The organism is Phyllobacterium sp. 22552, assembly GCF_052044585.1.
GTDB classification, from domain to species: Bacteria; Pseudomonadota; Alphaproteobacteria; order Rhizobiales; family Rhizobiaceae; genus Phyllobacterium; species Phyllobacterium ifriqiyense.
The window spans coordinates 181,332-207,896 of the sequence record NZ_JBQENG010000008.1; the positions used below are offsets into that span (position 1 = coordinate 181,332).

The window sequence follows — 26,565 nt, forward strand, 5'->3', positions numbered from 1 at the left end:
CTGTTGGGAGGTGGGTTCTATTCCCTTCCAGGCGGTAGAGATGGGGATCCAACCAGATTATCTGGTTCGGCGCAGGAGCGTCCCTGCATCCCCCGAGAAGACTCACAATGAGGTGCAAACGTCAGCCCGATATCGGCCTGCTCGACTCGGCCCTGACGCAAATTGGATTGGGGAGCTGGTCGCGCGCCTGGATGGGCCAAGAGCAAACGGCAATCTTTGCCATCATTGCCATGAGCCAATGGCAGGGTTTTGGATACTCGACGCTGCTGTTCGGAATAGCGATCCAGAAGATACCACGCGAACTCTATGATGCAGCGACCATGGACGGGGCGGGCAGTTGGCGTCGTCTATGGAACATCACTATGCCCCTCACACGCGAAATGACGGGATTTATGGTGATCGTGACGATTACCGGGGCATTTCAGGTATTCAACGAAGTGATGGTCATGACGGCTGGTGGGCTCAACAACAGCAGCCAGGTGCTAGGCACATGGCTGTACCAGCAAGGCTTCATCGAGAATGACTTTGGCTATGGCGCGGCAGTCGCCTCCGTCATCTTTCTTATCACCTTGCTGACGGGCTTCGGACAGCTTTGGTACACGAAGAAGCGGAGGGTGCAACTATGAACGCCACTCATCAACCCCGCGAAACTGAACACGTTGATTTCGTTCGGGTGCTGGCAAAAGCTTGCCTTGTCACGCTTTTCGTCAGCCATCAACCGGATAGTGCCGATCATCACGGACAACTCTTATGAAATCAAGTTCGGCAATGGCTCCAACGTAGAGGTTGGTGTCTCGCTCCGGTTCGCTAAATCTGCTCGTCTTCATCAAAATCTCCTCGATCATATTGCTGAGAAAATTCTACTTTTGAAGCCCATTAATTTGCGGGGGGATTACCGGTGCGCAGCTTGTGCCAGGAAGTCGCAAGCGAGAGATAGCCTCGTCCAACGGTCTTGAAGCTCAGATCGCTGCAATGACTTTGGCTTCGCTAGCTATGAAGTCGCAGAACAGCTTTACCCGCAAGGGCACGGTGCGCCCGAAGGCATGCAGAGCATTGAACGATAGCTTGGGCAGGGCGATTTCTGGTGCGAGATCGAGCAAGATGCCGTCATTCAGCTCTCGGGCGACCAAACATCTCAGAAGATAAGCCGCACCAAGCCCGCTCCGCGCGGCGTAGATCAATGCCGTTCCGGAATCGCAGTCAACGCGCCCCGAGGGAATGAATGTTCTTCCATCGGCCAAACGCAAGGGCGTTATCATGCCACCGGACATAAATCGAGCGAACGGAACGCCTGCCAGCGCCTCGGCGGATCCCGGCCTCCCCCAACTCTTCAGGAAAGACGAGGATGCGACCACTATCATCGGCAGATCTGCCAAGTGACGGACAATGAGATCTCCCTGTGTGGGATCTCCGACACGCAAAACCACGTCATAGTCCTCCCTGATCAGATCGACGAAACGGTCCGTTAATCCGATATCGAGATACAGGTCCGGATAGGTGGCTGCAAAGCGATCAAACAGGCCAGGCAGCAGCAAGGGTGCCAGTTCTCCGGGCATGCTGATGCGCAACCGTCCAGACGGCGCAGCCTGGGACCGGATCGCATCGTCGCTGGAATCGAGTTCCCGCAGGAGCGGCGCCACACGTTCGAAAAAAATCTGACCGTCCTGCGTGAGGGTGAGCGCACGGGTAGAGCGGAGAAAGAGCCGTGTTCCGACTTTCTTTTCCAACCGAGCAACGCTCTTCGAGACTGCCGATGGAGTCGTGTTCAGATCGCGTGCTGCGGCGCTGAACGATCCGGCCTCAACGGTCCGCACAAACGCCATCAATCCCGACGTCTCACCCAATAGATTTGGCATTTGCATCTCCCCGGCACAGCTCATGTGCCTGACTGTGATCTAATGGCGCAAGGCTCTCATGTTTATCTCAGTTTCACCAGAAAACGGAGATAAACAATGCAACATCTGAAAGACAAGGTTGCCGTGATTACCGGCGGCAACAGCGGCATAGGCAAGGCGACTGCGCGCCTGTTTGCCAAGGAAGGCGCGCAGGTCGTCATCACAGGTCGGCGACAGGACGTCGTCGATCAGGTGGTGGACGAAATCGGAAACGGCGTCGTTGGCGTCGTTGGTGACGTTGCCGACCTTGAACACCATCAAAGGCTTGCAGAGATAGTGACGAGGCGGTTTGGCAGCCTGGACATCTACATGGCCAATGCCGGGATCATCAACCTTACCGCTTCCGGCAACGTCACACCGGAAGACTATGACAGGCACTTCGCCACCAATACGCGCGGTGTGTTTTTTGGCGTGCAAGCGATGGAGCCGCTGATCCGCGATGGTGGCAATATCATTGTCACGAGCTCGCTGGCCGCGACGAAAGTTCTGCCGGATCATACCGTCTATGCAGGCTCCAAGGCCGCCATCGCCGCATTTGCAAAAAACTGGGCGATCGAGTTCAAGCCACGAAAGATCCGCGTCAATATCTTGAGCCCGGGACCGGTGGATACCGCAATCCTCGGCAAGCTTGGGGTTTCGGATGCCGATCGCCCGGCCCTCGAACGCCATTTGGCTACCATCATCCCGGCGGGCCGTCTCGGACAGCCCGAGGAACTGGCTCGCGCCGCTCTCTTTCTCGCCTCCGAGGCGGGTAGCTTCGTCAATGGCGTAGAGCTGCATGTCGATGGCGGTATGACCTTAGCTTGAAAGGAGTGAAAAGATGCATCTGCAACATAATCCCGAAATCGTTGCCTTCATCGACCGCCTGGCAGAGACCGGCAGCAACTATCGGATGGAGGAGATGGAGAGCCTTTATACGGAGGATCTTGGATTCCTTGTCCTGACACCCGAAGGCGCGATTGCACGGTTCTCCAAGGACGAGATGTTCGCGGAGTTCCGGAGCCGCCGCGACGCCGGTGAAAAGCCGCTGTCGACAGCGAAGAAGGTGCTGCATATCGAGGAACACGGCGATGAGGCGACAGCCGTCCTCTATCGTCAAATGGGTGATCGTGCTTCTCCGGCATTTTATGAGTTGCGATTGCGTCGGGTGGGTGGTGAATGGCGCGTTGCCGGCGAGACGGTGCTTCCGTGGCCGGATCTCGCCACGGTCAAGAGTTTCCTGCCACCACGGGAGAAATGACGCCAAACCTGTGCGAAGCGATTGAAGACTGGCTAAGCGCAGGGAGGCAAGGGCAAATTCGACACGACTGTCGTATTCGCCCGCCGCTTCACGAGGTCGGAATCTCTCAAACTCGACCATCGATCGCTCTCTGAACACTACCAATGTCGGAGCGGACATTATGATGCAGCCTTGGACTCCCGTCGCTGCAACCCTGGTACGATTAGGAGCGAAGTCGAATGGCGAGCGCAGCCTCTATTGAACAGCAAATTTTACCTCGAATACTTGTGATATTTCCTCGATACAAGAAACGTGCGAATATCTGGAAGCACTGTGGAATCGCTCGCGATATTGGGGGATATATGCGTAGTAGGACTGACAAAGTCGGCCGCCATAGACGGACGTACTATCATGCGGCGATTATTACCGGCATCGCACATAAGCAGCACCAGCCAAAGAGCGTGCATCCATGAGCCTGTCTTCCCCCAGCGATCTTCCCGAGAGCTCTTCAGCTGAGACAATCGAGGCGCATCGGCACGACATGCCGGAGATCAACCGGAGTCCTGCGAACGAGATGTCACGCGTTCTTGGGACCGAGCCGGTCCATCTAGCGGCAGACCCGTCCGGCGGCGCAATTGCCCATTGGCATCACGACGCGTTGCATGACGTCGTCGAGCCCATGACGGATCACGTCATCATGGCTTACAACGGCGCGATACAGCGCATGGAACGGCGGTCCGGAAGATCGATCGAGAGCGGGACGTTTCGTCGCGGGGTTGTGATCATCATCCCCGCTGGATCAAGCTCCCGATGGGATATTCCAAAACCGGTAGATGTCGTTCAGCTCTATCTTCCCCGCGCGACACTGACGCGCATTGCCGACGAAACCGATACTTTCACGCCGACCGACCTCCTGGAGCGAACAGCGCATCCGGACCACATTACATCCCGATTGCTCCTGAGTGCGGCCGATGTCTTAGAAGGCAATACGGCATTGGATACACTGTTCAGGCAGCAGTTGACTGACCTTCTGGCCACGCGTCTGCTGGCTGCGCACACTGGCAAGGCACCGAGCTATCAGCCGACGCTCGGCGGCCTCGCGCCGAGCGTTCTGCGCCGGGCCATCGAACGATTGCGATCGGACGCGGACGCGGACGTCTCCCTTGCGGCCCTCGCTGCCGATTCCGGGCTGTCGCGTTTTCATTTCTGTCGGGCTTTCAAGGAGAGCACGGGGCTTTCGCCTCACAACTGGCTGCGTCAATATCGACTCGAGCAGGCCATAAACATGCTACGTGATCCTCAAAATTCGATCGCGTTGGTCGCAGCTTCCCTCGGGTATGCCTCGCAAACTGCATTTGCAGCTGCATTCCGAAAATTGACCGGTGAAACACCGACAGATTGGCGCCGCCGCCACGGCTGACCGCAATCTCCTGTCGCCCCCGCCTCAGGTTTGGGACTCTCTCGTTCTTTGCTTGCACGCCATCGGATCGGCACACAACCGTGCTTCGCAATCCGCTTGGCATGGCGTTGGTCATGCCTTGCGGACTGTCATGGCCGGGCAGAACGCTGCGATGAACCGCGCCGCATCGGCTAAACCGCAATCGCTCTGCAATGGCGCCAATCGCTCTGGCGCAGCGGGAGACTTGTTCCGCTAAACCACCATTGCATCCATGCCAATGGAGCCTGTGAAAACAGGGGATGGTGTGGGATGGGACCGATCAGGGGTCAATCGCAACGACCCGTGACGGCTTGCATGTTCCCAATATCAGCAACGATCCGTTCGAATCGATGACGGGCAACGAAACAATTATTCTACAAAAGGATCAGCACAATGACCTCCATTACAACTAGCGACGGTGTTCAACTTTTCTACAAGGACTGGGGACCGAAGTCCGCTCAACCGATAGTCTTTCACCACGGCTGGCCGCTCAGCTCCGACGATTGGGATAATCAAATGCTCTTCTTCCTCGGCAAGGGCTTTCGCGTGATCGCTCATGATCGCCGCGGTCATGGCCGGTCTAGCCAGGTGAGCGACGGTCACGACATGGATCACTATGCTTCCGACGTTGCCGCAATGATCGACCACCTCGATCTTCGCAACGCGATCCACGTCGGCCACTCTACCGGCGGCGGTGAAGCAGCCCGGTATGTTGCACGCTACGGGAAGGGCCGCGTTGCCAAACTGATCCTGATTGCGGCTGTGCCGCCATTGATGCTGAAGACCGCGGCTAATCCCGGCGGCTTGCCGATCGAGGCATTCGACGGATTGCGCAGCCAGATGGCCGCCAACCGTTCGCAGTTCTATCGCGATTTTCCGAGTGGCCCGTTCTACGGTTACAACCGCCCGGGTTCCCAGCCTTCGCAGGCGGTCATCTCAAACTGGTGGCGTCAAGGTATGATGGGCGGTGCGAAAGCGCATTACGATGGCGTCAAGGCATTCTCGGAAACAGATTTCACCGAGGACCTGAAGAGCATCACAGTGCCGGCGCTTGTGTTGCATGGCGATGACGACCAGATCGTCCCGATCGGCGCATCTGCTCTGTTGTCGGCGAAGCTCCTGCAGGCCGGGACGCTGAAGGTCTACGAGAATCTGCCGCATGGGATGTGCACGACCCATGCAGATGTCATCAATGCTGACGTGCTGGCGTTCATCACCGCCTAAGCGACTTCGCTTCACCAATCCGCGCGCCATCGATTGCAGATCATCTCGCGCCAATCAGGAGTGGCAACGGTGACGCGCGACCCTTTGAAACTACAAAATTACGGAGTAAATAACATGAGACTTGTGATCGTGGGCGCCGGCTTCGCCGGCATGTACGCCGCACTTTCCGCAGCCCGCCTGCGCGATATCGAGGGCGTTTCGCCCGAAGAGCTCGAAATTGCACTGGTGTCCCCAGAACCGACGCTCGTCATCCGCCCCCGGCTTTACGAGCCAAAGCCCGAGACCCTGACGGCACCTTTGCAGGATGTATTTGACGCCATCGATGTCGTCTACGTGCAGGGCAGCGTCGAAGCAATCGACCCCAAGGCCTGTACTGTAGACGTCGTCAATGCCAAGCACGAACGAAAATCCCTTCAGTACCATCGTCTTGTGCTTGCCACTGGTAGTCGACTGCTCCGCCCGAATATTCCCGGGCTTGCCAAATACGCTTACAGCATTGATAACATCGATGACGCTGTTGCCCTCGATCGCCACCTCCATGAGCTTGCGAAGATGCCGGCTTCGGCAGCGCGCAACACCATCGTTGTTGCCGGCGCCGGTTTCACAGGGATCGAGGCGGCGACCGAAATGCCATCGCGACTGAGGTCCTTGTTCGACACAACCGTCAATCCCCGCGTTATTATCATTGATCGCAGCAGCGCTGTCGCACCCGATATGGGCGAAGGTCCTCGTCCGATCATTGAGGAAGCACTGCGCAAGCTCGGCGTGGAAACGCGGCTAAACGCCGGGGTTTCATCGCTGGATAAGTCAGGTGTTACGTTGAGTACCGGCGAGCATATCGAAACCATGACCGTGATCTGGGCGGCAGGCATGCGCGCGAATCCGCTGACCACAAAAATCCCCGGCGAGCGCGACAAGTTCGACCGGCTGTTGGTCGACGGTTGCTTGCGTGTGCCGTCCGTGCCTGGCGTCTTCGCCACCGGGGATGCAGCGCGTGCCGCTTGCGATAACTGCGGCAACTACGCAATGATGTCGTGCCAGCACGCCACCCGCATGGGTGCCTTCGCGGGCAACAATGCCGCCGCCGAACTGTTGGGGGTACCGACACGGCAATACCACCAGGAGGCCTATGTCACTTGCCTGGACCTCGGCGATGCAGGAGCACTCTTTACCCGAGGCTGGGACCGTAAGGTGGAGGTGGTGGGCAAGAAAGCGAAGGCGGTCAAGCAGGAGATCAACACCGTCTGGATCTATCCGCCGCAGCCTGAGCGCGCGGCTGCGTTGGCCTCCGCTGATCCTGAGCATGTAACGAAGCTCTGAATGCATCACACAACACGAGCTGCCTATGGCACGAGCGCAGCTCGTTATATTCCGATCCACCGCGTAACACGCCTCATCACGTAGATGCCTTCTCCTGTCGGTCATGAGAGGGATCGCTTGTAAGGTCGTGTCAGCGCCGCCCGGAACGAACCATCCAGAAAACAGTACGTTTACTACCGGTTCACGGTCCGCGCTTGCCGCGGTCGTCACGGCGCTATGCCGCTCCGTTGGGCATCATCAACTTGGACTGGATCGCGCGCTCTTCTATGGCTGAACTCTCCTCAGGATCTGCCTTCAATTCGATTTACACGTATTCGGAGTCAATGCTTGTCTTCAACTTACGGCTTTATGAATAGGGCAACGGTGGAGAAGGATTTTATGGGCGGCGACCTAGATCGATCGAGATAAGTGCGTCGTTACTCACGACAGCATATTGGTTGCCCATCGGTGCTTGCACGAAAGCGAGGCTTTCGGCAGGCATGGCCAGAGAAAGCCCCCGTACTTTGCATTGGTCATAAATCAAGTCGACGATCTCGTTCTTGGCGGGCGTTCGAACAGCAACGCTGCCGACGCGGAATTGCAATTCGACTTCGATGGCGATGGCGTCAATGGCTTTTAAGGCGACGACCGCCGGCGGATTTTTGATGATCAGGACGCTGGATTGTAGCACGGACCGCATGACTTCTTCGACAAGGTGCGGTGTTTGCGTTGCGGCGATGCGCACACGCACCGCGATTTGATGGGTCTCGTCAGGACGGCTGAGATTTGTCACGCCCTGCTTTGCCAGGATGCTGTTCGGCAGCACGACGACATTGTGCGTAACGGTCAGCAGATTGGTGGAGCGCCAGTTGGTTTCGATGATGCGCCCCTCGGTTCCGTCGGTCAGCTGGATCCAGTCACCTATTGCATAGGCCCTGCCGAGTGTCAGCGCGATGCCGGAAAAAACGTCTCCGAGCGTATTCTGCAACGCAAGGCCGAAAATAACAGCTATGACGCCCGAGGTTGTGACCAACGTGCCGACCGGCATGCCGAAGACGAAACCGATAACGGACAGCGCCACGCCGAGATAGATGACGGCTATGGCCATATCCTGGATGAGACGCGCTTCGCGTGGCTTGCGGTTCAATCTGAAGTAGATTTGGATGAAACCGATGATCGCCCAGGCGAGATGGGTCCACCACAAGATCCTGGCTGATTTGGAAAGGAGCGCACCAAAGCCCTGCGTATAGAGACCGTCCGGCCGATGAGGTGCGATGCCTGCCATATAGAGCACGAGGCTCATGCCGGTAAAGGACAGTATCTGGACGAGCAAGCGGCTCGTCGGGCGGTTGCCGCCCTGGATGTGCCAAACGATAATGCCGGCAATACCAAGAAGGTTGACCAGAACAAGCGGCACGAAAATGTCATCATCAAACATGGCAGTATCACCGATTATGGTTGCATCAAAGAATGGCCGGGCAGCAGCACTGCTGGCCCGGCCTGATAGGCTATTTCTTGATCGGGAAGACCAATTCCTGCTCAGCGGTGTCGACCACGAAGACAGCAAGCAGCTTCGCCGGGTGAGTCTTGCTGGCGTTTTCACTTAGACCGTGGCGATCGCCTGGCAGTTCCGAAAAGCTTTCACCCGCCTTATAAACAGCGACGGGACCGTCATTAACCTGACTGCGGATCGCGCCTTCTAGAACGGTAGCGTAGATGAAGGAGGATATTGGATGCGTGTGGCCCTCCGAGAACCCGCCCGGAGCATATTCGACGAGAACGCCTTTCATGCTCTTGCCGGGAACGTTCGGCAATTCATGGTCATAGACCACCGTAATCTTCGCGCCCTCGCCACTGTCCGGTGCATCATGTGCAAGAGCCGCACCTGATAGGAGAGCCGTCAACGCAACGGCAAGATGCAATGACTTGATCATGTCTATCGTCCTTTCGTGAGTGGTGCACCGACCGCCTCGCAGACGGCTCGTGTGCTCTTTATTTTCTCGGTGTTGTTGCGAACCAGTCATCGAAGCCAATGCGGCCGATGCGAGGATGATTGTCGGAGACGAGTGACCCGTCCTCCAACCTGGTTCCGAAATACCGGGCCTGCGGATCAGCGACAACGTTGCGGGTATCTCCGATCGCCTTGAGGTAGCGCGCGGCGAAATCACACAGGCGCGCTCGCTCGGGACCGCAGATTTCGATGATGCCGTTCGCTGGTACGGCAAGGGCTGCGTCAGCTACGAAATCAGCTACGTCGTCGGATGCGATAGGCTGCAGGAAACCCGTCGACAAGCGAGCGGTATTCCCGACCGTGCCCTCTTGGGCGATGCCGCCGAGGAACTCCATGAACTGCGTCGAACGCACGATCGTGTATGGAATGTTGGCTTCCCGAATAATCTTTTCCTGGGCGACCTTGGCTCGAAGATAGCCGCTATCCGGCAATCGATCGGTGCCGACGATGGAAAGCGCGATGTGGTGTTTCACGCCTGCATCCATTTCCGCGGCCATCAGGTTCCGGCCCGCCGTCTGAAAGAATTCGAGCACGGCCTTATCCTCAAAGGAGGGCGAGTTCGCGAGGTCAATCACCACCTCTGTATTCTCAAGTACTTCCGCCAAGCCCTCGCCCGTCAGGGTGTTAACACCGGTTTTGGGGGCAGCGGCAATGACCTCATGCCCTTTCTTTCGTAGGCGGTCAGCAGTCTTGGAGCCGATCAATCCGGTTCCGCCAATGATCACGATTTTCATAAAATACCTCCATATGCAGCTTCCCGGATGGGGTGCATCGTTCGATAGGGATTAGGGGGAAGGCCGAACCGGTTATAACCTTCAAGGGCACACGTCCCGGCTCGGCCCCAACTCAAGTGGCGTTAGTAGTCCCAGGCAATCGGGACCCAACGAAAGGCGTCACCTTCGACCGCGACGTGGCCGGTGGACGGGAATGGCATATGCGTGGCCACTAGCAGTTCGCCGGTCGCTGCTAGCTCCTTCAAGAGCCGAACCCGAACGCGGGCAGCCTCCTCCGGGTCGTGTTCGAAACCGTTGTGCCAGTCGGGGTGGTCGAACCCGACCGTAAACACGGCGTCACCAGCGAACATCAATCGATCGTTGCCAGAGGTCAGGCGCACGATGCTGTGGCCGGGGGTGTGGCCGCCGGTGCGGGTAACGACCACTCCCGGCGCTACCTCGTATTCCTCATCGAACAGTCGCAGATTGTTGTGATATTCTTCCGCGAACCGTTTGGCGGCAGCCCGAAGCGCGTCCGGGAAACCCGCCGGCATGTGCACACGGGAGAAATCGGGCGCCTCCCAGAATTTGACCTCGGCGGCGGCCACGTGGATCCGTAGATCCGGACGCAGCTGCTCCTTCACTCCGCCAACGATCAATCCGCCAACGTGGTCCATATGCATATGGGTCAACACAATATCGGTCACCGAGCCAAGATCAATGCCGGCGGCCTCCAGTCGTCTGACCAACTGCCCGGCCTTCGGCAAGTTCAAGTCAGGATCTAACCCTAGTCCAGCGTCGATGAGTATGGTCTGCGCGCCGCTGCGCACCACCACTACGTTCAGCGCCCAGTCGCAAGCGTCCTTCGACAGGAACATGTCGCCCAGCCAGGTTTCCCGATCGGCCAGGGCGGCGTTGTGTCCCAACATTTCGGTTGGAAGCGGTAGCACTCCATCGCTGACCACCAGCACGTCAATCTCGCCGATCTGCAGCGCGTAGCGCGACGGAACCAGCTCTTCGGTTCCCGGTCTGCCGGTTTGTGAGGTGTTGTCCAGTTTCATGCTTGCCTCCTGAGAGTTATTGATCATCTGGTTCATCTTTGAAAACTCCTGCGTTCTATCGTGGTGCTAGATTCTGGGTGGCTTACTCTTCCTAGCTATAGCTAGACTGGAAGCGCGGTCGCCGGTGAAGTCTTTAGCTATTGGCGACACACTCACTGCTGGTGTGTCCTCTGATGTTCTATCGAAACTGATTTGCGGCTGCGCCAGAACGATTGCTGCCGCTGTAGAGCGATTGCTGCCGACGCATGTGCATGCGGCAATAGTCCGAAGTTTCGCCGGTCAGTTGAATGCGGCCGCGAGAGCAGCTTGATGGGAACATCAATGACACTCCATCGATAGAAGTTACGAACTCGCGTAATGCGCTTGATCTTGCTCTGGCAGGGGCATCACGCGCCGGTCGCTAAACGCATAGAATGGGGAAAAATGCTATTTGAGGCGGGCCCTTATGAGCAGGAGTCATTTTCTTCGACCGTTTCACTACCCGTTCCCAAGGCTAGGAAGGATGCTTAAGACTGACATTGGACGCGTTGGGAGATGACCTGGAGGTTCTTATGAACCAACGCCAGCTCAGCGATTTTTCAAGTCTCAGCCAGCATTATGGGCGACAGGGGTTGTCTTTGATATCTACCATCGGAGATTACTGATCCGTTAGGCTGCAAAGTGTGTTTGTAGAATTCTAGGCTACAATCGAAATTGATGGAAATCACCCTATTGTCGGCATTTTCAAAGGAACGTTTCCGACAACTTCCGAATGAGACCTGGTTCCCTGCACGTACCTTGCCAGGGTCGCTATTTTTAGACCAAACGAGTCTTGCAAAACTTTGATACCCGGATAAGCCGGGGCACTATCGCAGGACGCAGACACCTTGCTGAACCCGTTCCACCATCCGTTACGGCAGCTAGGATTGCAAGGTCATTCTAAGGATGGTCCAAGAGCACTCGAAGCAGGATAAAGCCGGTCGATCGATGGGAGAAATTGAGCGCCTTTGCGGGTCAGAAAGTCTTGAAAAGCTTTCATGGCGGGCGACAATGTACGGTCCGTTCTTACAACTGAAAACCATTGGCGGCGTATGGGCATTCCAATGACGTCAAGGATTGCCAGCTTGCCGAATTCCAGTTCGAGTGCAATCGTGTGCGCCGAGATGAAGCCAATACCCAATCCCGCCATTACGGCCTGCTTGATTGTTTCATTGGATGACATCTCAGTGCCAAGATCGTCCAGTCGACCGGGCAGTTCACTTAAGAAAATTTCCAAAGATATCCGTGTTCCGGATCCCGGTTCACGCACGAGAAAGTGCTCCTGGGCGATACGCTCCTTGGTGATATCGCGGGATTTGGCAAGCGGATGATCCGGTGCGGCGATCATAACGAGCGGATGATCTCCGAACACGGTTGAGCGAAGCGGAATATCCTTGGGCGGGCGCCCCATCAGGGCCATGTCCACCGCATGGCTTTTAAGGGCAGCAATCGTCTCGGCGCGATTGCCGATGGCCAGTTTTATAGCGATATCCGGATGCTGTTTGCGAAAAATCGCCATCAACTGTGGGGCGAAATATTTCGCTGTTGAAACCACACCCAGTATCAGGCTGCCAACGCGCAGGCCCTTGATTGCATCGATTTCGTCCTCAAGCAGTCGTAGACGCTCTTCGAGCATCTGCGCTGCGTCAAGAAAGACTAGTCCGGCCAGCGTCGGGCGAAGCCCGTCATTGGTCCGGTCAAACAAAATAAGTGCCGATTCTTCCTCAACAAGCTTGAGCTGAATCGTCACCGCAGGGGGCGTCAGGCCAAGTGCGTTCGCTGCACCGGCTATTGTGCCGTGTCGCCTGATTGCCTGGATGGCCCGCAGTTGCTTCAAAGTCAGGTTGCGCATCCCTATACTTAATTTATTTTACTGAGATAGTAAATATAATAAATTTTACTTAGCGATGGTTCCCTGTTTCGATAGCCCAAGCCTGACAACACGATGATCAGGCCGGGGAGGAATATCATGACAGCGACACTGGAGGCCTTTCTCGCGACCTTTGCCGGCGGAGACGACACCGTTAACACTGCGGTTTCCAAAGTGGTTCGCCGTTTGGCGATAACTGCTGTGCAAATAAGAAATACGATCAACCAAGGTGTGCTTGGCAAGGCGTTTTCACACAATAGTGGCAGCAAGAATGCCGATGGCGATGCTCAAAGGGCGCTCGATATTCTGGCCGATGACATGTTTTTGGAGTCCATGCGGCAGGCGCCGATTGCCCTTTATGGCTCGGAAGAGCTAGCCCATCCCGCACTGCTCGATCCCGACGCGCCTCTGGCACTTGCCATTGATCCGCTCGACGGATCTTCCAATATCGATACCAATATCTCGATAGGGACTATCTTTTCCATCCTCCCGGTGGTTGGCCAGCCCGACAGCGAGCCTGGCGCTTCGTTCTTCCAGAAAGGCGAACGTCAGCTCGCTGCCGGTTTCTTCATTTACGGGCCGCAACTCGCACTGGTTCTGACACTGGGAAGCGGGACACACATCTTCGTATTCTCCTCGCGCCTGGGTACTTTTGTCCAGGCTTACGACAGTGTTGTCATTGCCGACAGGTCGCATGAATTTGCGATCAATGCCGCCAACTATCGTTATTGGAATGAAGCTGTGCGGCTCTATATTGACGATTGTCTCAAGGGAACGGAGGGTCCGCGCGAAAGAGATTTCAACATGCGCTGGATTGCATCGCTGGTCGCTGAAACCTATCGCATTCTCATGCGCAGCGGCGTCTTCCTTTATCCCGGCGACAATCGCAAAGGCTACGGGGAAGGCCGCATCAGGCTGATTTATGAGGCCAATCCCATCGCCTTTCTGGTTGAACAAGCCGGTGGATCAGCAACCGATACGGCGACACGCATTCTCGATCTGATCCCCAAATCCATGCATCAACGCGTCCCCTTTGTCTTCGGCTCATCCAGAGAAGTGGCCCGCATCAGTCGATATCATTCGGAACCCAGCAATATCGGCGAACGCGCGCCGCTGTTCAGCAAGCGCGGCCTTTTCCGGGTCTGAGGAGGAAACATGTCTGCAAAGCATCCCATCATCTCAATTACCGGATCGTCAGGTGCCGGAACCACCTCCGTCAAGCGGATTTTTGAGCAGATATTCCGCCGTGAGAACATTGAGGCCGCTTTCATCGAAGGCGATGCCTTCCACAAGTACGACCGCAACGCGATGAAGGCCAAGGTCGCGGAAGAGGAAAAGAAGGGCAATCCAAACTTCACGCATTTCAATGCCGATGCCAATGAACTGCAAAAACTCGATGAGACATTCGAAGAATATGGTCGCAAGGGAACCGGCAAAACCCGCACCTACATCCATGACGATGCGGAAGCAGAGCTCTATGGCACACCGGCAGGAACCTTTACCGAATGGCGCGGCTTCGATCCCAGCGATCTGCTTTTCTATGAAGGGCTGCACGGTTGCGCGGTAACCGAAGGCATCAATTTGGCCCGGCATGCGGATCTGAAGATTGGAGTTGTTCCCGTCATCAATCTTGAATGGATCCAGAAGATCCATCGGGACCGCGCCACTCGCGGTTATTCCACGGAAGCGGTCATGGATGTCATCCTGCGGCGCATGCCCGATTATGTCCGGTACATTACTCCACAGTTTACCCTGACTGACATCAATTTCCAGCGGGTTCCAATTGTCGATACATCGAACCCGTTCATTGCGCGGTGGATACCCACGCCCGATGAATCGATGCTCGTTATCCGCTTTGCCAAACCGCGGGGTATCGATTTCCCCTATCTGCTTTCGATGATCAATAATTCTTTCATGTCGAGGGCCAATTCAATTGTCGTCCCCGGCAACAAACTTGATCTGGCCATGCAACTCATCCTGACACCGCTGATCATGCAATTGATCGAACGTAAAAACCGGGCATCGTGAGGGAGACACCGATGAGTACCTATACTTTGAGGCAAGAAAATCGTGAAGCTGCCAATGTCCGTGAACGGGATATGACCAACGCAATCCGCGCTTTGGTCATGGACAGTGTGCAAAAAGCCAATTCTGGCCATCCTGGCATGCCGATGGGCATGGCCGATGTGGCCACGGTTCTGTTCAACCGCTTCATCAAACTCGACCCCCTGCATCCGCTATGGCCGGATCGTGATCGGTTTGTCCTGTCAGCTGGGCATGGCTCGATGCTGCAATACGCCTTGCATTATCTCATCGGATATCCGGATATGCCCATAGAGGAATTGCAGCGATTTCGCCAACTTGGCGCAAAGACGGCAGGACACCCGGAGTATGGCCATGCGCAAGGTATCGAGCTAACAACAGGCCCGCTGGGTCAGGGTATTGCTACTGCCGTGGGGATGGCGCTGGCCGAGCGTATGCTCGCGGTACGTTTCGGTGAGGATATCGTTGATCACCATACCTATGTAATTGCCGGAGACGGGTGCCTGCAGGAAGGCATCAGTCACGAGGCAATAGATCTCGCCGGTCACCTGAAATTGTCAAAGCTGATCGTGTTTTGGGACAACAACTCCATTTCAATCGACGGGCCGACATCATTATCGACATCTTTGGATCAACTTGCGCGGTTCAGGGCCGCAGGATTTTACGTACAAGACATAGACGGCCACGATCATGAAGCGATCGCGCAGGCGATTGCTCAGGCGAAGCTTTCCAAGCAGCCATCGCTGATTTCCTGCCGCACATTGATCGGCAAAGGGGCGCCGAATCTGCAGGGAACCGAAAAAACCCATGGTGCTCCTTTAGGAGAGGCGGAAATCGCAGCAGCACGCCAGGCCATGGGCTGGGCGCATGCGCCTTTTCATGTCCCTGAAGATATACTGGAAGCATGGCGCGAAGTCGCACGCAGGGGCGCAGACCAACGCCGTCAGTGGTGTGTGAAAACAGCGGCGTCGCCCTTTGGCGATGAGCTTAGGCAAGCGGTGAAGAAAGAAATACCTGAAACGGTTTTCAAGGATTTGCGGGCTTTTCGTCGCCTGCATCTGGAAAAAGCCACCAAAGTTGCCACCCGCAAAGCGTCTGAAATGGTTCTGGGCATCATCAACAATGCCACCGATCTGACCATAGGCGGTTCTGCCGACCTAACCCATTCGAATCTGACGATTACACCTGGCATGAAGCACATTTCGGCGAATGATTTTTCCGGACGCTATATTCATTACGGCATTCGCGAACATGGAATGGCAGCCGCCATGAATGGCCTGGCACTGCATGGCGGGTTTGTTCCCTATGGCGGTACGTTCCTCGCATTTTCAGACTATGCGCGCGGCGCCATGCGCCTCTCGGCATTGATGGGTCAGCAGGTCATTTATGTCATGACGCACGACTCGATAGGTCTTGGCGAGGATGGTCCGACCCATCAGCCGATCGAACATCTGGCAATGCTGAGGGCCACGCCGGGCCTGAATGTCTTCCGCCCGGCCGACATTATCGAAACGGCCGAGTGCTGGGAACTTGCACTTCGACACAAGGACCGTCCCAGTGTTATCGTCCTCTCTCGCCAGAACCTGTCGATGCTCCGCCAGGCCGACAGCACGGAAATCCGTTCAAGCCGCGGTGCCTATGTCCTGCGGGAGCCGGCGGAGCCGCGCGCCATCACGCTTCTTGCAAGCGGCTCGGAAGTAGAGATTGCCTGCACCGCCGCCGACATGCTGTGGGGCCAGTACCAAATCCCTGCCGCAGTCGTTTCAATGCCTTCATGGGAATTATTTGAGATGCAGACCCCGGCCTATCGCCGGTCTGTCCTTGCCGCAGCTCCGCGCATCGCCATCGAAGCGGCAGCCAGATTGGGCTGGGACCGGTGGATCGGTGAAAAGGGTGCATTCATCGGTATGCAGGGCTTTGGTGCCAGCGCCCCTGCCTCCGATCTCTACAGGCATTTCGGCATCACACCGGAGAGCATCATTGCCACCACACGCAAGCTCATAAGCTAGGAGGAGTATCGACTATGGCCCGAATTACCTTGCGACAATTGCTTGATCATGCTGCCGAACATGGCTACGGCGTCCCTGCGTTCAACATAAACAATATGGAGCAGGGGCTTGCCGTCATGGAAGCCGCTGCGGCCTGCAAGGCGCCTGTCATCCTTCAAGCATCTCGCGGCGCACGGTCCTATGCGAAGGACGTGATGCTGGCCCGGATGATCGACGCGCTTGTGGAGCTGTACCCCGACATTCCCATCTGCCTGCATCAGGATCACGGCAATGATGAAGCCACATGCATGACGGCAATCCGCCATGGTTTCACTTCCGTAATGATGGACGGGTCGCTTGAAGCAGATGCTGCAACGCCTGCCTCCTATGAGTACAATGTGAGTATCACCCGACGCGTCACCGCAATCGCTCACTGGCTGGGGGTTTCCGTCGAGGGTGAGCTTGGCGTGCTCGGTTCGCTGGAGAGCGGTGAAGCCGAAGCCGAGGATGGGCATGGTGCAACCGGTGTGCTCAGCCACAGCCAGCTTCTGACCGATCCGGATCAGGCCGTCGATTTCGTACTGCGCACCAAGGTTGATGCGCTGGCCATCGCCTGTGGCACGTCGCACGGCGCCTACAAGTTTACACGGGCTCCGGATGGCGACATCCTGGCAATGGATGTTATCGAGCAGATTCACCGGAAACTCCCCAACACGCATCTTGTCATGCACGGCTCGTCCTCCGTGCCTCAATCCCTGCAGGACGTCATCAACCGCTTCGGGGGAGAAATGCCGCAAACCTATGGAGTACCGGTCGAGGAGATCGAACGGGGCATCAAGCACGGCGTGCGTAAGGTCAATATAGACACGGACTGCCGAATGGCAATGAGCGGGCAGTTCCGCAGGATCGCCACGGAAAGCCCATCCGAGTTCGATCCGCGCAAATTTCTCAAACCCGCCATGGATGCCATGCGCGATCTTTGCCGCGACCGTTTCGAACGGTTCGGAACGGCGGGGCACGCATCGAAAATCAAGGTGACTGAGCTTGACGAAATGGCCAGACGTTATGCAGCGGGCCTGCTCGATCCCCAAATCGCTTCCGCCAGAGCTGCATAAAGCAAAAATATACAAGGAAAGGACCACATCATGTCGAGCAATTCGGAAACGGTCACCGGGAAAGAGCGCTACAGGTCGGGCGTTATGGAATACAAGAAGATGGGCTACTGGGAGCCCGATTATGAGCCGAAGGATACGGACATAATCGCACTCTTTCGCATTACCCCACAGGACGGGGTCGATCCGATAGAAGCTGCGGCCGCTGTTGCTGGGGAATCTTCCACCGCCACCTGGACAGTGGTTTGGACGGACCGGCTGACGGCAACGGAAAAATACCGCGCCAAGGCTTATCGCGTCGATCCTGTCCCCAATGGAGAAGGTCAGTATTTCGCGTATATTGCCTATGATTTGGACCTGTTCGAACCGGGGTCGATTTCGAACCTGACAGCATCCATCATTGGCAATGTTTTCGGGTTTAAGCCACTCAAGGCGCTGCGCCTCGAAGACATGCGGCTGCCGGTCGCCTATGTCAAAACATTCCAGGGACCGCCAACGGGAATCGTCGTCGAGCGCGAGCGTCTCGACAAGTTCGGACGTCCATTGCTTGGCGCAACGGTCAAGCCAAAGCTTGGTCTTTCCGGCCGCAATTATGGCCGTGTGGTCTACGAGGCGCTTAAAGGCGGGCTGGATTTCACCAAGGACGACGAGAACATCAATTCGCAACCATTCATGCACTGGCGCGAGCGCTTCCTCTATTGCATGGAAGCGGTCAACAAGGCTCAGGCTACAACGGGCGAGATCAAGGGCAGCTACCTCAATGTCACCGCTGCAACCATGGAGGATATGTATGAACGAGCCGATTTTGCCAGGGAGCTGGGTTCGAATATCGTCATGATTGATCTCGTGATCGGCTACACGGCCATCCAGTCCATGGCGAAATGGGCACGGCGCAATGATATGATCCTGCATCTGCACCGCGCTGGCCATTCGACCTATACAAGGCAAAAGTCGCACGGCGTTTCCTTCCGCGTGATTGCCAAGTGGATGCGGCTAGCGGGTGTCGATCACATCCATGCCGGAACAGTCGTCGGCAAGCTTGAGGGCGACCCGGCAACCACACGCGGATACTACGATATCTGCCGCGAGGACTTCAATCCTATGCAATTGGAGAACGGTGTCTTCTTCGACCAGCACTGGGCTTCACTTAACAAGATGATGCCCGTGGCTTCGGGCGGGATACATGCGGGCCAGATGCACCAACTCCTCGATCTTCTGGGCGAGGATGTCGTTCTGCAGTTCGGCGGAGGCACCATCGGTCATCCGCTCGGCATCGCTGCCGGGGCAACTGCCAATCGGGTCGCGCTCGAATGCATGGTGCTCGCCCGCAATGAAGGACGCGATATCCTGCGCGAAGGTCCTGATATTTTGCGGATGGCGGCGCGCAACTGCCAGCCGCTGCAGCAGGCGCTCGAGGTCTGGAAGGACGTGTCCTTCAATTACACCTCGACCGATTCCCCGGACTTCGTTCCAACCGCAACAGCAGCCGAATAGGAGAACACAGATGCGGATCACTCAAGGAGCATTTTCATTCCTGCCCGATCTCACGGACGATCAGATTACCAGGCAGGTACAGTATTGCATCGACAATGGCTGGGCGGTCAGTCTCGAATTTACGGACGATCCGCACCCCCGCAATACCTATTGGGACATGTGGGCGCATCCGATGTTCGACAATCCGGACGCTGCAGCATTGATGATGGAATTGCGGGAATGCCGCAAGGTCTATGGCGACAGGTATATTCGGTTGGTGGCATTCGATAATTCCCATGGATGGGAATCGGTGAAGCTTTCATTCCTTGTCAACCGACCTGCCGAAGAACCTGGCTTTCACTTGGCCCGTCAGGAAGGAGAAGGCCGCGTGGTCCGCTACACGACCAGCGCTTATGCAACCGACAGACCGGCTGGGCAGCGCTATGGCTGATGCAACCATGACGCTGTCCGCCGACACCGCGAGCGGGGCCTCTGGAGCGGTCGACCTGCGCGCGCAATATGTTGAGTCCGGGGTCAAGGAAGTGCTTGACGAACTTGATCGCGACTTGATCGGCTTGAAACCGGTGAAGCAGCGCATACGGGAAACTGCGGCCTTGCTGTTGGTGGAACGCGCGCGCCGCAGCCTCGGACTTGCGCACGAGACGCCGACGCTGCACATGAGTTTCAGTGGCAATCCGGGCACTGGCAAGACGACTGTGGCGCTGCGTATGGCAAACCTTCTGCACCGTCTGGGGTATATTCGCAAAGGGCATCTCGTGTCGGTCACCCGTGATGATTTGGTTGGCCAGTATATCGGTCATACCGCACCTAAAACCAAGGAGATACTCAAGAAAGCCATGGGCGGTGTCCTGTTCATAGACGAAGCCTATTATCTGCACAGGCAGGAAAACGAGCGGGATTACGGGCAGGAGGCCATCGAGATTCTGCTGCAAGTCATGGAAAACCAGCGTGACGATCTCGTCGTTATTCTCGCGGGCTATGGCGACCGCATGGATAAGTTTTTTGAGAGCAATCCGGGGTTCCGCTCGCGCATAGCCCATCACATCGACTTTCCCGACTACAGTTCCGATGAGCTGCTCAGGATTGCTGAAACCATGCTGGCCAGGCAGAACTATAATTTTGACGAGCCAGCCCGCACGATCATGGCCGATTATATCGAACACCGCCGACGGCAACCACATTTTGCCAATGCCCGCTCGATCCGCAATGCACTAGACAGGGCGCGCCTGAGACATGCCAATCGGTTGTTCGAGGCATCGAACGGTCCAACGGATTCAACGGCCCTGTCCACAATTACGGCAGAAGATATCAGAGGCAGCCGTGTTTTTGCTCGATCAACCGGGAAGGAAAAAGTGCCATGAGCCACGAGGTATTAATTGCACCATCTGTCCTGTCAGCGGATTTTTCCCGTCTTGGCGAAGAGGTGGAAGACGTGATGGCTGCCGGCGCGGACTGGGTGCATCTTGATGTCATGGACGGGCATTTCGTGCCGAACATCACCTTCGGTCCGCAGGTCATAAAATCCATCCGCAACAGGACCAAGGCCATATTTGACTGTCACCTCATGATTGCGCCGGCCGACAACTATCTGGCTGCCTTTGCCGATGCCGGTTGCGATTTTATAACTGTCCATGCCGAAGCTGGGCCGCACCTTGACCGTTCCCTGCAGGCCATTCGCGGCCTTGGGAAAAAGGCTGGTGTGTCTCTCAATCCCTCTACGCCCGAGAGCGCTATCGAGTATGTGCTGGACCGGCTGGACCTGGTGCTGCTGATGACGGTCAATCCCGGTTTTGGCGGACAGGCGTTTATTCCGGCGGTCGTTGAAAAGATCAAACGTTTGAAGGCGCTCATCGGCAAACGGCCGATCCGGATTGAAATCGACGGCGGTGTTACGCCGCTGACAGCGCCCCTTGTCACTGCTGCGGGCGCAAATGTCCTTGTAGCAGGTTCGGCAATCTTCACGGCCGGCGGAAAGCTTGTCTATGCGAGTAACATTTCCGCCATTCGCGAGGCTGCCAAACAGGCCATTCAACACCGGGCTGCCTGAACGGAGAAAAGTATGGCTGCAATAGCACCTCTATGCGATTTTGGCTGGCAGGCCGTGGAAGCAACACTCCTTGGTGTGGACGGAAGGCGGTATTCGATCCTGTCACAGGCGAAAAACACAGGCCTGGTCGTTGCATTCATCTGCAATCATTGTCCTTATGTGAAGGCGGTCATTCAGCGCATTGTCCGCGATGCACGCGATCTGAAACAGCTTGGCATCGGGTTCGTTGCCATCAACGCCAATGACCCCATCGCCTGCCCATCCGATTCCTATGAAGGAATGTGCACATTCAGTCGAAAGAATGGCCTGCCTTTTCCTTATTTGCATGATGCGGATCAAAGTATTGCGCGTCTCTACAATGCAGTCTGCACGCCCGATTTTTTTGGATTCAACGCGGCAGGAAAACTGCAATATCGCGGGCGCCTGGATGGATCGCGTAAACAGGAAGCCAGTGCCAATCTGCGCCGTGACCTGTTTGAGGCAATGGTGGAAATTGCCGAAACGGGGTCCGGGCCGCGCGAACAATTCGCCTCGGTTGGCTGCTCCATCAAATGGCGTGATAAATAAAATACACCCGAGCCTTTACGTCCATTGGAGCATGTAAGGCTCGGGTGGTGGAAATGCCGCCGGTATCGAGGACCGGCGGGCTTATTTGGAATATTGTTTGAGATATGCCTCAAGATTTGTAATGTCGGTTTCATCCTTGAGACCCGCAAAGGCCATTTTGGTGCCTTTGACCTTCGCCTTGGGATCATGCAGATATTCGCGTAAGCTGGCACTGTCCCATACCAGACCTGCAGCGCCTGCAGCCTTCATCGCTGGCGAATAATTAAAGCCTGGATGTGTGCCTGCTGTCCTTCCAAACAGGCCGTTCAGCGAAGGTCCGACCTTGTTCTTGTCGCTGTCGGCCACGTGACAGGCCGTACATTTTTTGAAAACCGTTGCTCCGGCCGTTGCATCCCCCTCCTGAGCCGTGGCTCCTCCAGCATAAACAATAGTAGCTGACATAGCTGTCAGCATAACAAGATATCGCATGGCATTTCCTCATATTCGCCAAGGGTGCCCTTAGACGAGTACTGGTGCCAGTTTCCATGCACTGTCACCACCATTTTCAGCTGGTCCAATTGCCCCCAGCCATTCCAAAACGTTACCTGTGGCTTGGCATAAGTCAATCGCCTCGGGCAGGTAATAACGCCGCAATCTCACATTCCAGGTTTTATGTGGCTGCATGATTGACGCCGGCTTGCAGGAACCGTAACTTGGCCTAGATATTTCTCATCGGGCACCTTGAGAATTCCGGCTGTCATCTTGCTTTGCATTGCCCCTTATTGGGACGTTTGCGGGCAAGGGTAGGATTGAGGGTGCTGAATGGACGTTATCGACCTCGTTTTAACCATTTGCCTCGTGTCGGACCCGTCAAGCTGCCGGGAAGAGCGACTGCATTTTGAAGACAGGGGCGGAATCACCAATTGCCTTTTTTTGGCACCTACCGAAATTGCTAAATGGAGTGAGGAGCATCCCAAGCTTCGTGTTGTCCGATGGAAATGCGTATATCCCACCGGCGAGACGACGTTATAGGATTGTAGACGGCGGGAATCGGTCTGGGAGGACATTGTGAGATCATATCGACGACTTGGCCGTGCCACCTTCCTGCTGGCGTTGCTGCTTGGCCTGTTCTTCAGTCAAATAGCTGAAGCCGTTGAGAAGGTTCGCGTGGGCGTATTGCGGTTCGGGACTGTGAACTGGGAGCTGGACACCATCAGGCATCATGGGATCGACAACAAATACAATATTGATCTTGATGTGCGTTTTTTTGCCAACGAAGATGCTACCAATGTGGCAATGATGGCCGGTGATGTCGATATCATCGTTGCCGATTGGCTGTGGGTGTCACGTCAACGCGCATCCGGCGAGGACATAAGCTTTGCAGCGTATTCCAGCTCTGTTGGAGCTTTGATGGTACGCGATGGCTCGCCTATAAAAAAACTTGCCGATCTGAATGGCAAGAAGATTGGTGTTGCCGGCGGTCCGCTTGATAAGAGCTGGCTGCTCATACAAGCGCTTGCAAAAAAACAAGCGCTTGATCTGCCTGCACAAAACGAGATTGTTTTCGGCGCACCACCACTGCTTGCGGAAAAGGCGGAACAGGGCGAACTGGATGCCATTTTAAATTTCTGGAACTTTTGTGCAAGGCTCGAAGCGCGGGGCTTTCATCGCCTGATCAGCACGAGCGATGCTGCAAGAGATCTGGGCGCCACCGGTGCCGTCTCGGCGATCGGATTTATATTCCGCGAGAAATGGGCCCGTGACCACCCTGAGCTTATTGAAGCTTTTCTCAAAGCCAGCCGTGATGCGAAGAAACTGCTCGCCATTTCCGATGAAGAATGGCAGCGGCTCTCTCCAGTCATCAAGGCGGAGGGGCGCGAGCTGCAGGTGCTGCGAGACCGCTATCGCGAAGGCATTCCCCGCCGTTCCGTCGAAGAAGAAGAGGAGGATGCCGCAAAACTCTATGCAATTCTTGCCGAACTTGGAGGTGAGCGACTGGTCGGACCTGGCAAGACATTGGCTCCCGGAACGTTTTGGAGGACGCAGTGACGGACCCGGCCCTGATCTCCAACTTCCAGATAGGGAAAGGCGGAGGTTCACGACAATATTGGTCGTCGGTCACGATGGGATGCATTTCCTTTGCAGTTTTGCTCGTCGCATGGCACATCGGAGCTTCGCTTTGGCCAAGCCGGTCCTTTCCCGCGCCTCTTCTCGTCTTGCAGGCTTTCCTGCGTGAGACAGCCAGCGGCGACATGGGCTATCATCTGGGCATGACGCTTTGGCGGGTCGCAGCCTCGTTCTTTCTGGCGATGCTGATTGGCTCTGCTATCGGCGTTGCGCTCGGAAGGCACAGAGGTGCTGACCGGTTTTTCAATCCCTGGGTTATACTGTTCCTGAACATACCCGCTCTGGTGATCATTGTGCTCGCCTATATCTGGTTTGGCCTCAACGAGGCAGCGGCTGTCGGAGCAGTTGCGCTTAACAAGATTCCCAATGTTGTTGTCACAATGCGCGAGGGCGCACGGGCTTTGGATGAGCGCTATGGCGAGATGTCGAAAATTTACCGCTTTGGCCGAATGGATCGGCTGCGTCATATCCTGCTGCCGCAATTGCAGCCCTTTATAGCCGCGGCTTCCAGATCCGGTATTTCCCTCATCTGGAAAATAGTGCTTGTCGTGGAGCTGCTGGGCAGAGCCAACGGTGTCGGCTTCCAGATCAATCTGTTTTTCCAGCTCTTCGATGTCGCTGCAATCCTTGCCTACACTTTGGCATTCGTTGCGGTGATGCTATTTTTTGAACTTGTATTGGTGCAGCCTCTTGAACAAACATCCACACGTTGGCGCCGCCACGAAGCTTAAGGTCGACATAGAAGAGAAGTCGTTCCGGTCATCGAATGGCGAAGCTATCACCGTGCTTCAGAATTTGCATTTTGAGGTGGCGCAGAACGAGTTTGCTTGCATTGTGGGGCCGTCCGGATGCGGCAAGACGACGACACTGCGCATATTGCTGGGGCTCGACACCGATTATCGCGGTACAATGCAGCTCTCCGGGCTGGCGCATCCCCGCATCGGAGCGGTATTTCAGGAGCCGCTCCTGCTTCCATGGCGCTCCGTTGAGCAAAATGTCCGTCTCGCGCTGCCGGATCACCTCAAGGACACGAATCTCGATGCACTTTTCAGCACATTGGGCTTGTCCCGGATGAGAACGTTCTACCCGGGGGAGCTTTCGCTCGGGCTGGCACGTAGAGCGGCAATTGCGCGGGCTCTGGCCATTGAACCGGATATTCTGGTGCTCGATGAGCCTTTTGTTTCTCTAGACGAACCCACGGCCCAGCAGCTTCGTCACCTGCTGATGGGCGTATGGGCGGAGCGACCGACAACAGCACTCATGGTCACGCACAATATCAGGGAAGCCATCTTGTTGTCCGATCGGATTATCGTTCTGTCGGATCGTCCTGCACATGTTATCGGAACCTTCGACATCAAATTGCCCCGCCAGAGCAGAACCGAACAGGCAAAGCGGGATATTCTCAGATCATTCCTCGACAGATTTCCGGATGGAGGAGCCTGACATGGCCGGACCTTCGCGACGCACCGTTTTGGGCACCGGATTGCTGCTTGCCGGCTGCTGTATGCCCCATGCACGGTTTGCCAGCGCAGAGCCGGACGGAACCGAGGCGCTTCCCGTCAAGGAAATAGCGAAAGGCATCTTCGCATTTACCGGAGCGCCGGAGATGATGAGTGCCGCCAATGAAGGCGAAATATGCAACATTGGCTTCATCATCGGCAATGAGGGCGTTGCCGCTATCGACAGTGGCGGCAGTGCGGCAGAGGGCAGAAGGCTCGTGGCGGCAATTCGAGCCAAAACGGACAAGCCGATTCGGTATCTCATCAACACTCATATGCATCCCGACCACATTTTTGGAAACTCGGCCTTTGAAGGCACGGGAGCCGTTATAGTGGGTCACCACAATCTGAGACGGGCATTGGCCAATCGCGGCGATTATTATTTGCAAAGTTATCGTGCGATCCTCGGTCCCGAACTCATGTCCAGCATCAGAATAATTCCGCCTGCGATAACCGTTGCCGGCGAGCAGGAGCTGGACCTGGGCAACCGCAAGGTGACGTTGAGAGCTTGGAAACCGGCACATACCGACAATGATCTGTCTGTATTCGATCAACAGACACGGATTCTGTTCACTGGCGACCTGTGCTTTACGCAGCATATCCCCACAATCGACGGGTCGCTGCTTGGCTGGATCAGGCAGCTGAAGGATTTAAGGGAGATTCATGCCGAATTGGCCGTTCCCGGGCACGGGACTGTTCCGGCACCGTGGCCACAGGCACTTGACGATGAAAGTCGTTATTTCGACGCGCTCGCCAGGGACATTCGCATGGCGCTTGCCGATGGCCGCTCCATGACGGATGCAAACCGGACCGCCGCCCAAAGTGAACGCGACAAATGGCATCTTTTCAACCAGTACAATGAGCGCAATGCAACTGCTGCCTATGCCGAACTTGAGTGGGAGTAGCTACTTGTTGGTGTTTGCCAGACCATCGTGCCAAGTGGTATGATAGCGACTGGCCG

At 56.1% G+C, this 26,565-nt stretch carries 26 protein-coding genes; 19 read left to right on the plus strand and 7 right to left on the minus strand.

Annotation, left to right across the window (positions count from 1 at the left end; translation table 11 throughout):
- Positions 1-107 precede the first annotated feature (107 nt).
- On the plus strand, positions 108-626 hold the full coding sequence (locus tag ACTJI9_RS18880; RefSeq protein WP_440810182.1) for a carbohydrate ABC transporter permease: 519 nt from the start codon (positions 108-110) through the stop codon (positions 624-626).
- Positions 627-959: 333 nt separating this feature from the next.
- Here the strand turns inward: ACTJI9_RS18880 and ACTJI9_RS18885 are convergent, their stop codons facing one another.
- A complete protein-coding gene (locus tag ACTJI9_RS18885) occupies positions 960-1,856 on the minus strand; it encodes a LysR family transcriptional regulator (protein ID WP_440810185.1) in 897 nt (298 codons plus the stop codon).
- Between the two features lie 96 nt (positions 1,857-1,952).
- Here ACTJI9_RS18885 and ACTJI9_RS18890 point away from each other — a divergent pair, with 96 nt between their 5' ends.
- The 5 genes from ACTJI9_RS18890 (at position 1,953) to ACTJI9_RS18910 (ending at position 7,096) form a co-directional block, all read left to right on the plus strand.
- Positions 1,953-2,702 carry an SDR family NAD(P)-dependent oxidoreductase gene (locus ACTJI9_RS18890; RefSeq protein ID WP_440810188.1) on the plus strand — a complete coding sequence of 250 codons (750 nt, stop codon included), beginning with the start codon at positions 1,953-1,955 and terminating at the stop codon, positions 2,700-2,702.
- Positions 2,703-2,715: 13 nt separating this feature from the next.
- Entirely contained in the window at positions 2,716-3,135 is a 420-nt protein-coding gene (locus ACTJI9_RS18895) for a hypothetical protein (protein WP_440810190.1), read from the plus strand.
- 448 nt (positions 3,136-3,583) lie between these two features.
- Positions 3,584-4,534 (plus strand): helix-turn-helix domain-containing protein, encoded by a 951-nt coding sequence (locus ACTJI9_RS18900; protein WP_440810191.1) that lies wholly within the window; start codon positions 3,584-3,586, stop codon positions 4,532-4,534.
- A 411-nt stretch (positions 4,535-4,945) separates the two neighbouring features.
- Positions 4,946-5,776 (plus strand): alpha/beta fold hydrolase, encoded by an 831-nt coding sequence (locus tag ACTJI9_RS18905; protein WP_440810194.1) that lies wholly within the window; start codon positions 4,946-4,948, stop codon positions 5,774-5,776.
- A 114-nt stretch (positions 5,777-5,890) separates the two neighbouring features.
- Entirely contained in the window at positions 5,891-7,096 is a 1,206-nt protein-coding gene (locus ACTJI9_RS18910) for an NAD(P)/FAD-dependent oxidoreductase (protein ID WP_440810195.1), read from the plus strand.
- 376 nt (positions 7,097-7,472) lie between these two features.
- Here ACTJI9_RS18910 and ACTJI9_RS18915 read toward each other — a convergent pair whose 3' ends face one another.
- The 5 genes from ACTJI9_RS18915 to ACTJI9_RS18935 all read right to left on the minus strand — a co-directional run bounded on the left by ACTJI9_RS18915 (position 7,473) and on the right by ACTJI9_RS18935 (position 12,730).
- Entirely contained in the window at positions 7,473-8,513 is a 1,041-nt protein-coding gene (locus tag ACTJI9_RS18915) for a mechanosensitive ion channel family protein (RefSeq protein WP_440810198.1), read from the minus strand.
- A gap of 70 nt (positions 8,514-8,583) precedes the next feature.
- Positions 8,584-9,009 (minus strand): cupin domain-containing protein, encoded by a 426-nt coding sequence (locus ACTJI9_RS18920; RefSeq protein ID WP_440810200.1) that lies wholly within the window; start codon positions 9,007-9,009, stop codon positions 8,584-8,586.
- A 58-nt stretch (positions 9,010-9,067) separates the two neighbouring features.
- Entirely contained in the window at positions 9,068-9,820 is a 753-nt protein-coding gene (locus ACTJI9_RS18925) for an SDR family oxidoreductase (protein ID WP_440810203.1), read from the minus strand.
- Between the two features lie 122 nt (positions 9,821-9,942).
- Positions 9,943-10,896 (minus strand): MBL fold metallo-hydrolase, encoded by a 954-nt coding sequence (locus ACTJI9_RS18930; RefSeq protein ID WP_440810205.1) that lies wholly within the window; start codon positions 10,894-10,896, stop codon positions 9,943-9,945.
- 877 nt (positions 10,897-11,773) lie between these two features.
- On the minus strand, positions 11,774-12,730 hold the full coding sequence (locus ACTJI9_RS18935; RefSeq protein WP_354345721.1) for a LysR family transcriptional regulator: 957 nt from the start codon (positions 12,728-12,730) through the stop codon (positions 11,774-11,776).
- 114 nt (positions 12,731-12,844) lie between these two features.
- On the opposite strand from ACTJI9_RS18935, the gene ACTJI9_RS18940 reads away from it, so the two are divergent.
- From ACTJI9_RS18940 to ACTJI9_RS18980, 9 genes are read left to right on the plus strand one after another with little or no spacing between them, the layout of a single operon-like run.
- Positions 12,845-13,894, plus strand: a complete 1,050-nt coding sequence (locus tag ACTJI9_RS18940) for a class 1 fructose-bisphosphatase (RefSeq protein ID WP_440810414.1) — start codon at positions 12,845-12,847, stop codon at positions 13,892-13,894.
- Between the two features lie 9 nt (positions 13,895-13,903).
- Positions 13,904-14,776, plus strand: coding sequence for a phosphoribulokinase (locus tag ACTJI9_RS18945; RefSeq protein WP_115053926.1), 873 nt, complete (start codon positions 13,904-13,906; stop codon positions 14,774-14,776).
- A gap of 11 nt (positions 14,777-14,787) precedes the next feature.
- Complete coding sequence (gene tkt / locus ACTJI9_RS18950) at positions 14,788-16,800, plus strand: transketolase (RefSeq protein ID WP_440810208.1); 2,013 nt, start codon at positions 14,788-14,790, stop codon at positions 16,798-16,800.
- 14 nt (positions 16,801-16,814) lie between these two features.
- The gene (fba, locus tag ACTJI9_RS18955; RefSeq protein WP_336441632.1) at positions 16,815-17,894 is read left to right on the plus strand and encodes a class II fructose-bisphosphate aldolase; all 1,080 of its coding nucleotides are present in this window, start codon (positions 16,815-16,817) and stop codon (positions 17,892-17,894) included.
- 30 nt (positions 17,895-17,924) lie between these two features.
- Positions 17,925-19,385, plus strand: coding sequence for a form I ribulose bisphosphate carboxylase large subunit (locus ACTJI9_RS18960; protein ID WP_440810211.1), 1,461 nt, complete (start codon positions 17,925-17,927; stop codon positions 19,383-19,385).
- 10 nt (positions 19,386-19,395) lie between these two features.
- A complete protein-coding gene (locus ACTJI9_RS18965) occupies positions 19,396-19,815 on the plus strand; it encodes a ribulose bisphosphate carboxylase small subunit (RefSeq protein ID WP_115053922.1) in 420 nt (139 codons plus the stop codon).
- A 7-nt stretch (positions 19,816-19,822) separates the two neighbouring features.
- Entirely contained in the window at positions 19,823-20,746 is a 924-nt protein-coding gene (cbbX, locus tag ACTJI9_RS18970; RefSeq protein ID WP_440810416.1) for a CbbX protein, read from the plus strand.
- Positions 20,743-21,432 carry a ribulose-phosphate 3-epimerase gene (gene rpe / locus ACTJI9_RS18975; protein WP_115053921.1) on the plus strand — a complete coding sequence of 230 codons (690 nt, stop codon included), beginning with the start codon at positions 20,743-20,745 and terminating at the stop codon, positions 21,430-21,432. Before cbbX ends, rpe begins: the two co-directional genes overlap by 4 nt.
- 12 nt (positions 21,433-21,444) lie before the next feature.
- Entirely contained in the window at positions 21,445-21,999 is a 555-nt protein-coding gene (locus tag ACTJI9_RS18980) for a thioredoxin family protein (protein ID WP_440810216.1), read from the plus strand.
- An 81-nt stretch (positions 22,000-22,080) separates the two neighbouring features.
- Here ACTJI9_RS18980 and ACTJI9_RS18985 read toward each other — a convergent pair whose 3' ends face one another.
- Positions 22,081-22,467 carry a c-type cytochrome gene (locus ACTJI9_RS18985; protein WP_115053919.1) on the minus strand — a complete coding sequence of 129 codons (387 nt, stop codon included), beginning with the start codon at positions 22,465-22,467 and terminating at the stop codon, positions 22,081-22,083.
- Positions 22,468-23,046: 579 nt separating this feature from the next.
- Between ACTJI9_RS18985 and ACTJI9_RS18990 the strand changes: the two genes are divergently transcribed.
- The 4 genes from ACTJI9_RS18990 to ACTJI9_RS19005 all read left to right on the plus strand — a co-directional run bounded on the left by ACTJI9_RS18990 (position 23,047) and on the right by ACTJI9_RS19005 (position 26,509).
- On the plus strand, positions 23,047-24,027 hold the full coding sequence (locus tag ACTJI9_RS18990; protein WP_440810219.1) for an ABC transporter substrate-binding protein: 981 nt from the start codon (positions 23,047-23,049) through the stop codon (positions 24,025-24,027).
- A 74-nt stretch (positions 24,028-24,101) separates the two neighbouring features.
- Positions 24,102-24,836 (plus strand): ABC transporter permease, encoded by a 735-nt coding sequence (locus ACTJI9_RS18995; protein WP_440810417.1) that lies wholly within the window; start codon positions 24,102-24,104, stop codon positions 24,834-24,836.
- The gene (locus ACTJI9_RS19000; protein WP_354345708.1) at positions 24,796-25,548 is read left to right on the plus strand and encodes an ABC transporter ATP-binding protein; all 753 of its coding nucleotides are present in this window, start codon (positions 24,796-24,798) and stop codon (positions 25,546-25,548) included. Before ACTJI9_RS18995 ends, ACTJI9_RS19000 begins: the two co-directional genes overlap by 41 nt.
- Before the next feature lies 1 nt (position 25,549).
- Positions 25,550-26,509, plus strand: coding sequence for a quinoprotein relay system zinc metallohydrolase 2 (locus tag ACTJI9_RS19005; RefSeq protein ID WP_440810222.1), 960 nt, complete (start codon positions 25,550-25,552; stop codon positions 26,507-26,509).
- The last annotated feature ends 56 nt before the right edge of the window (positions 26,510-26,565 follow it).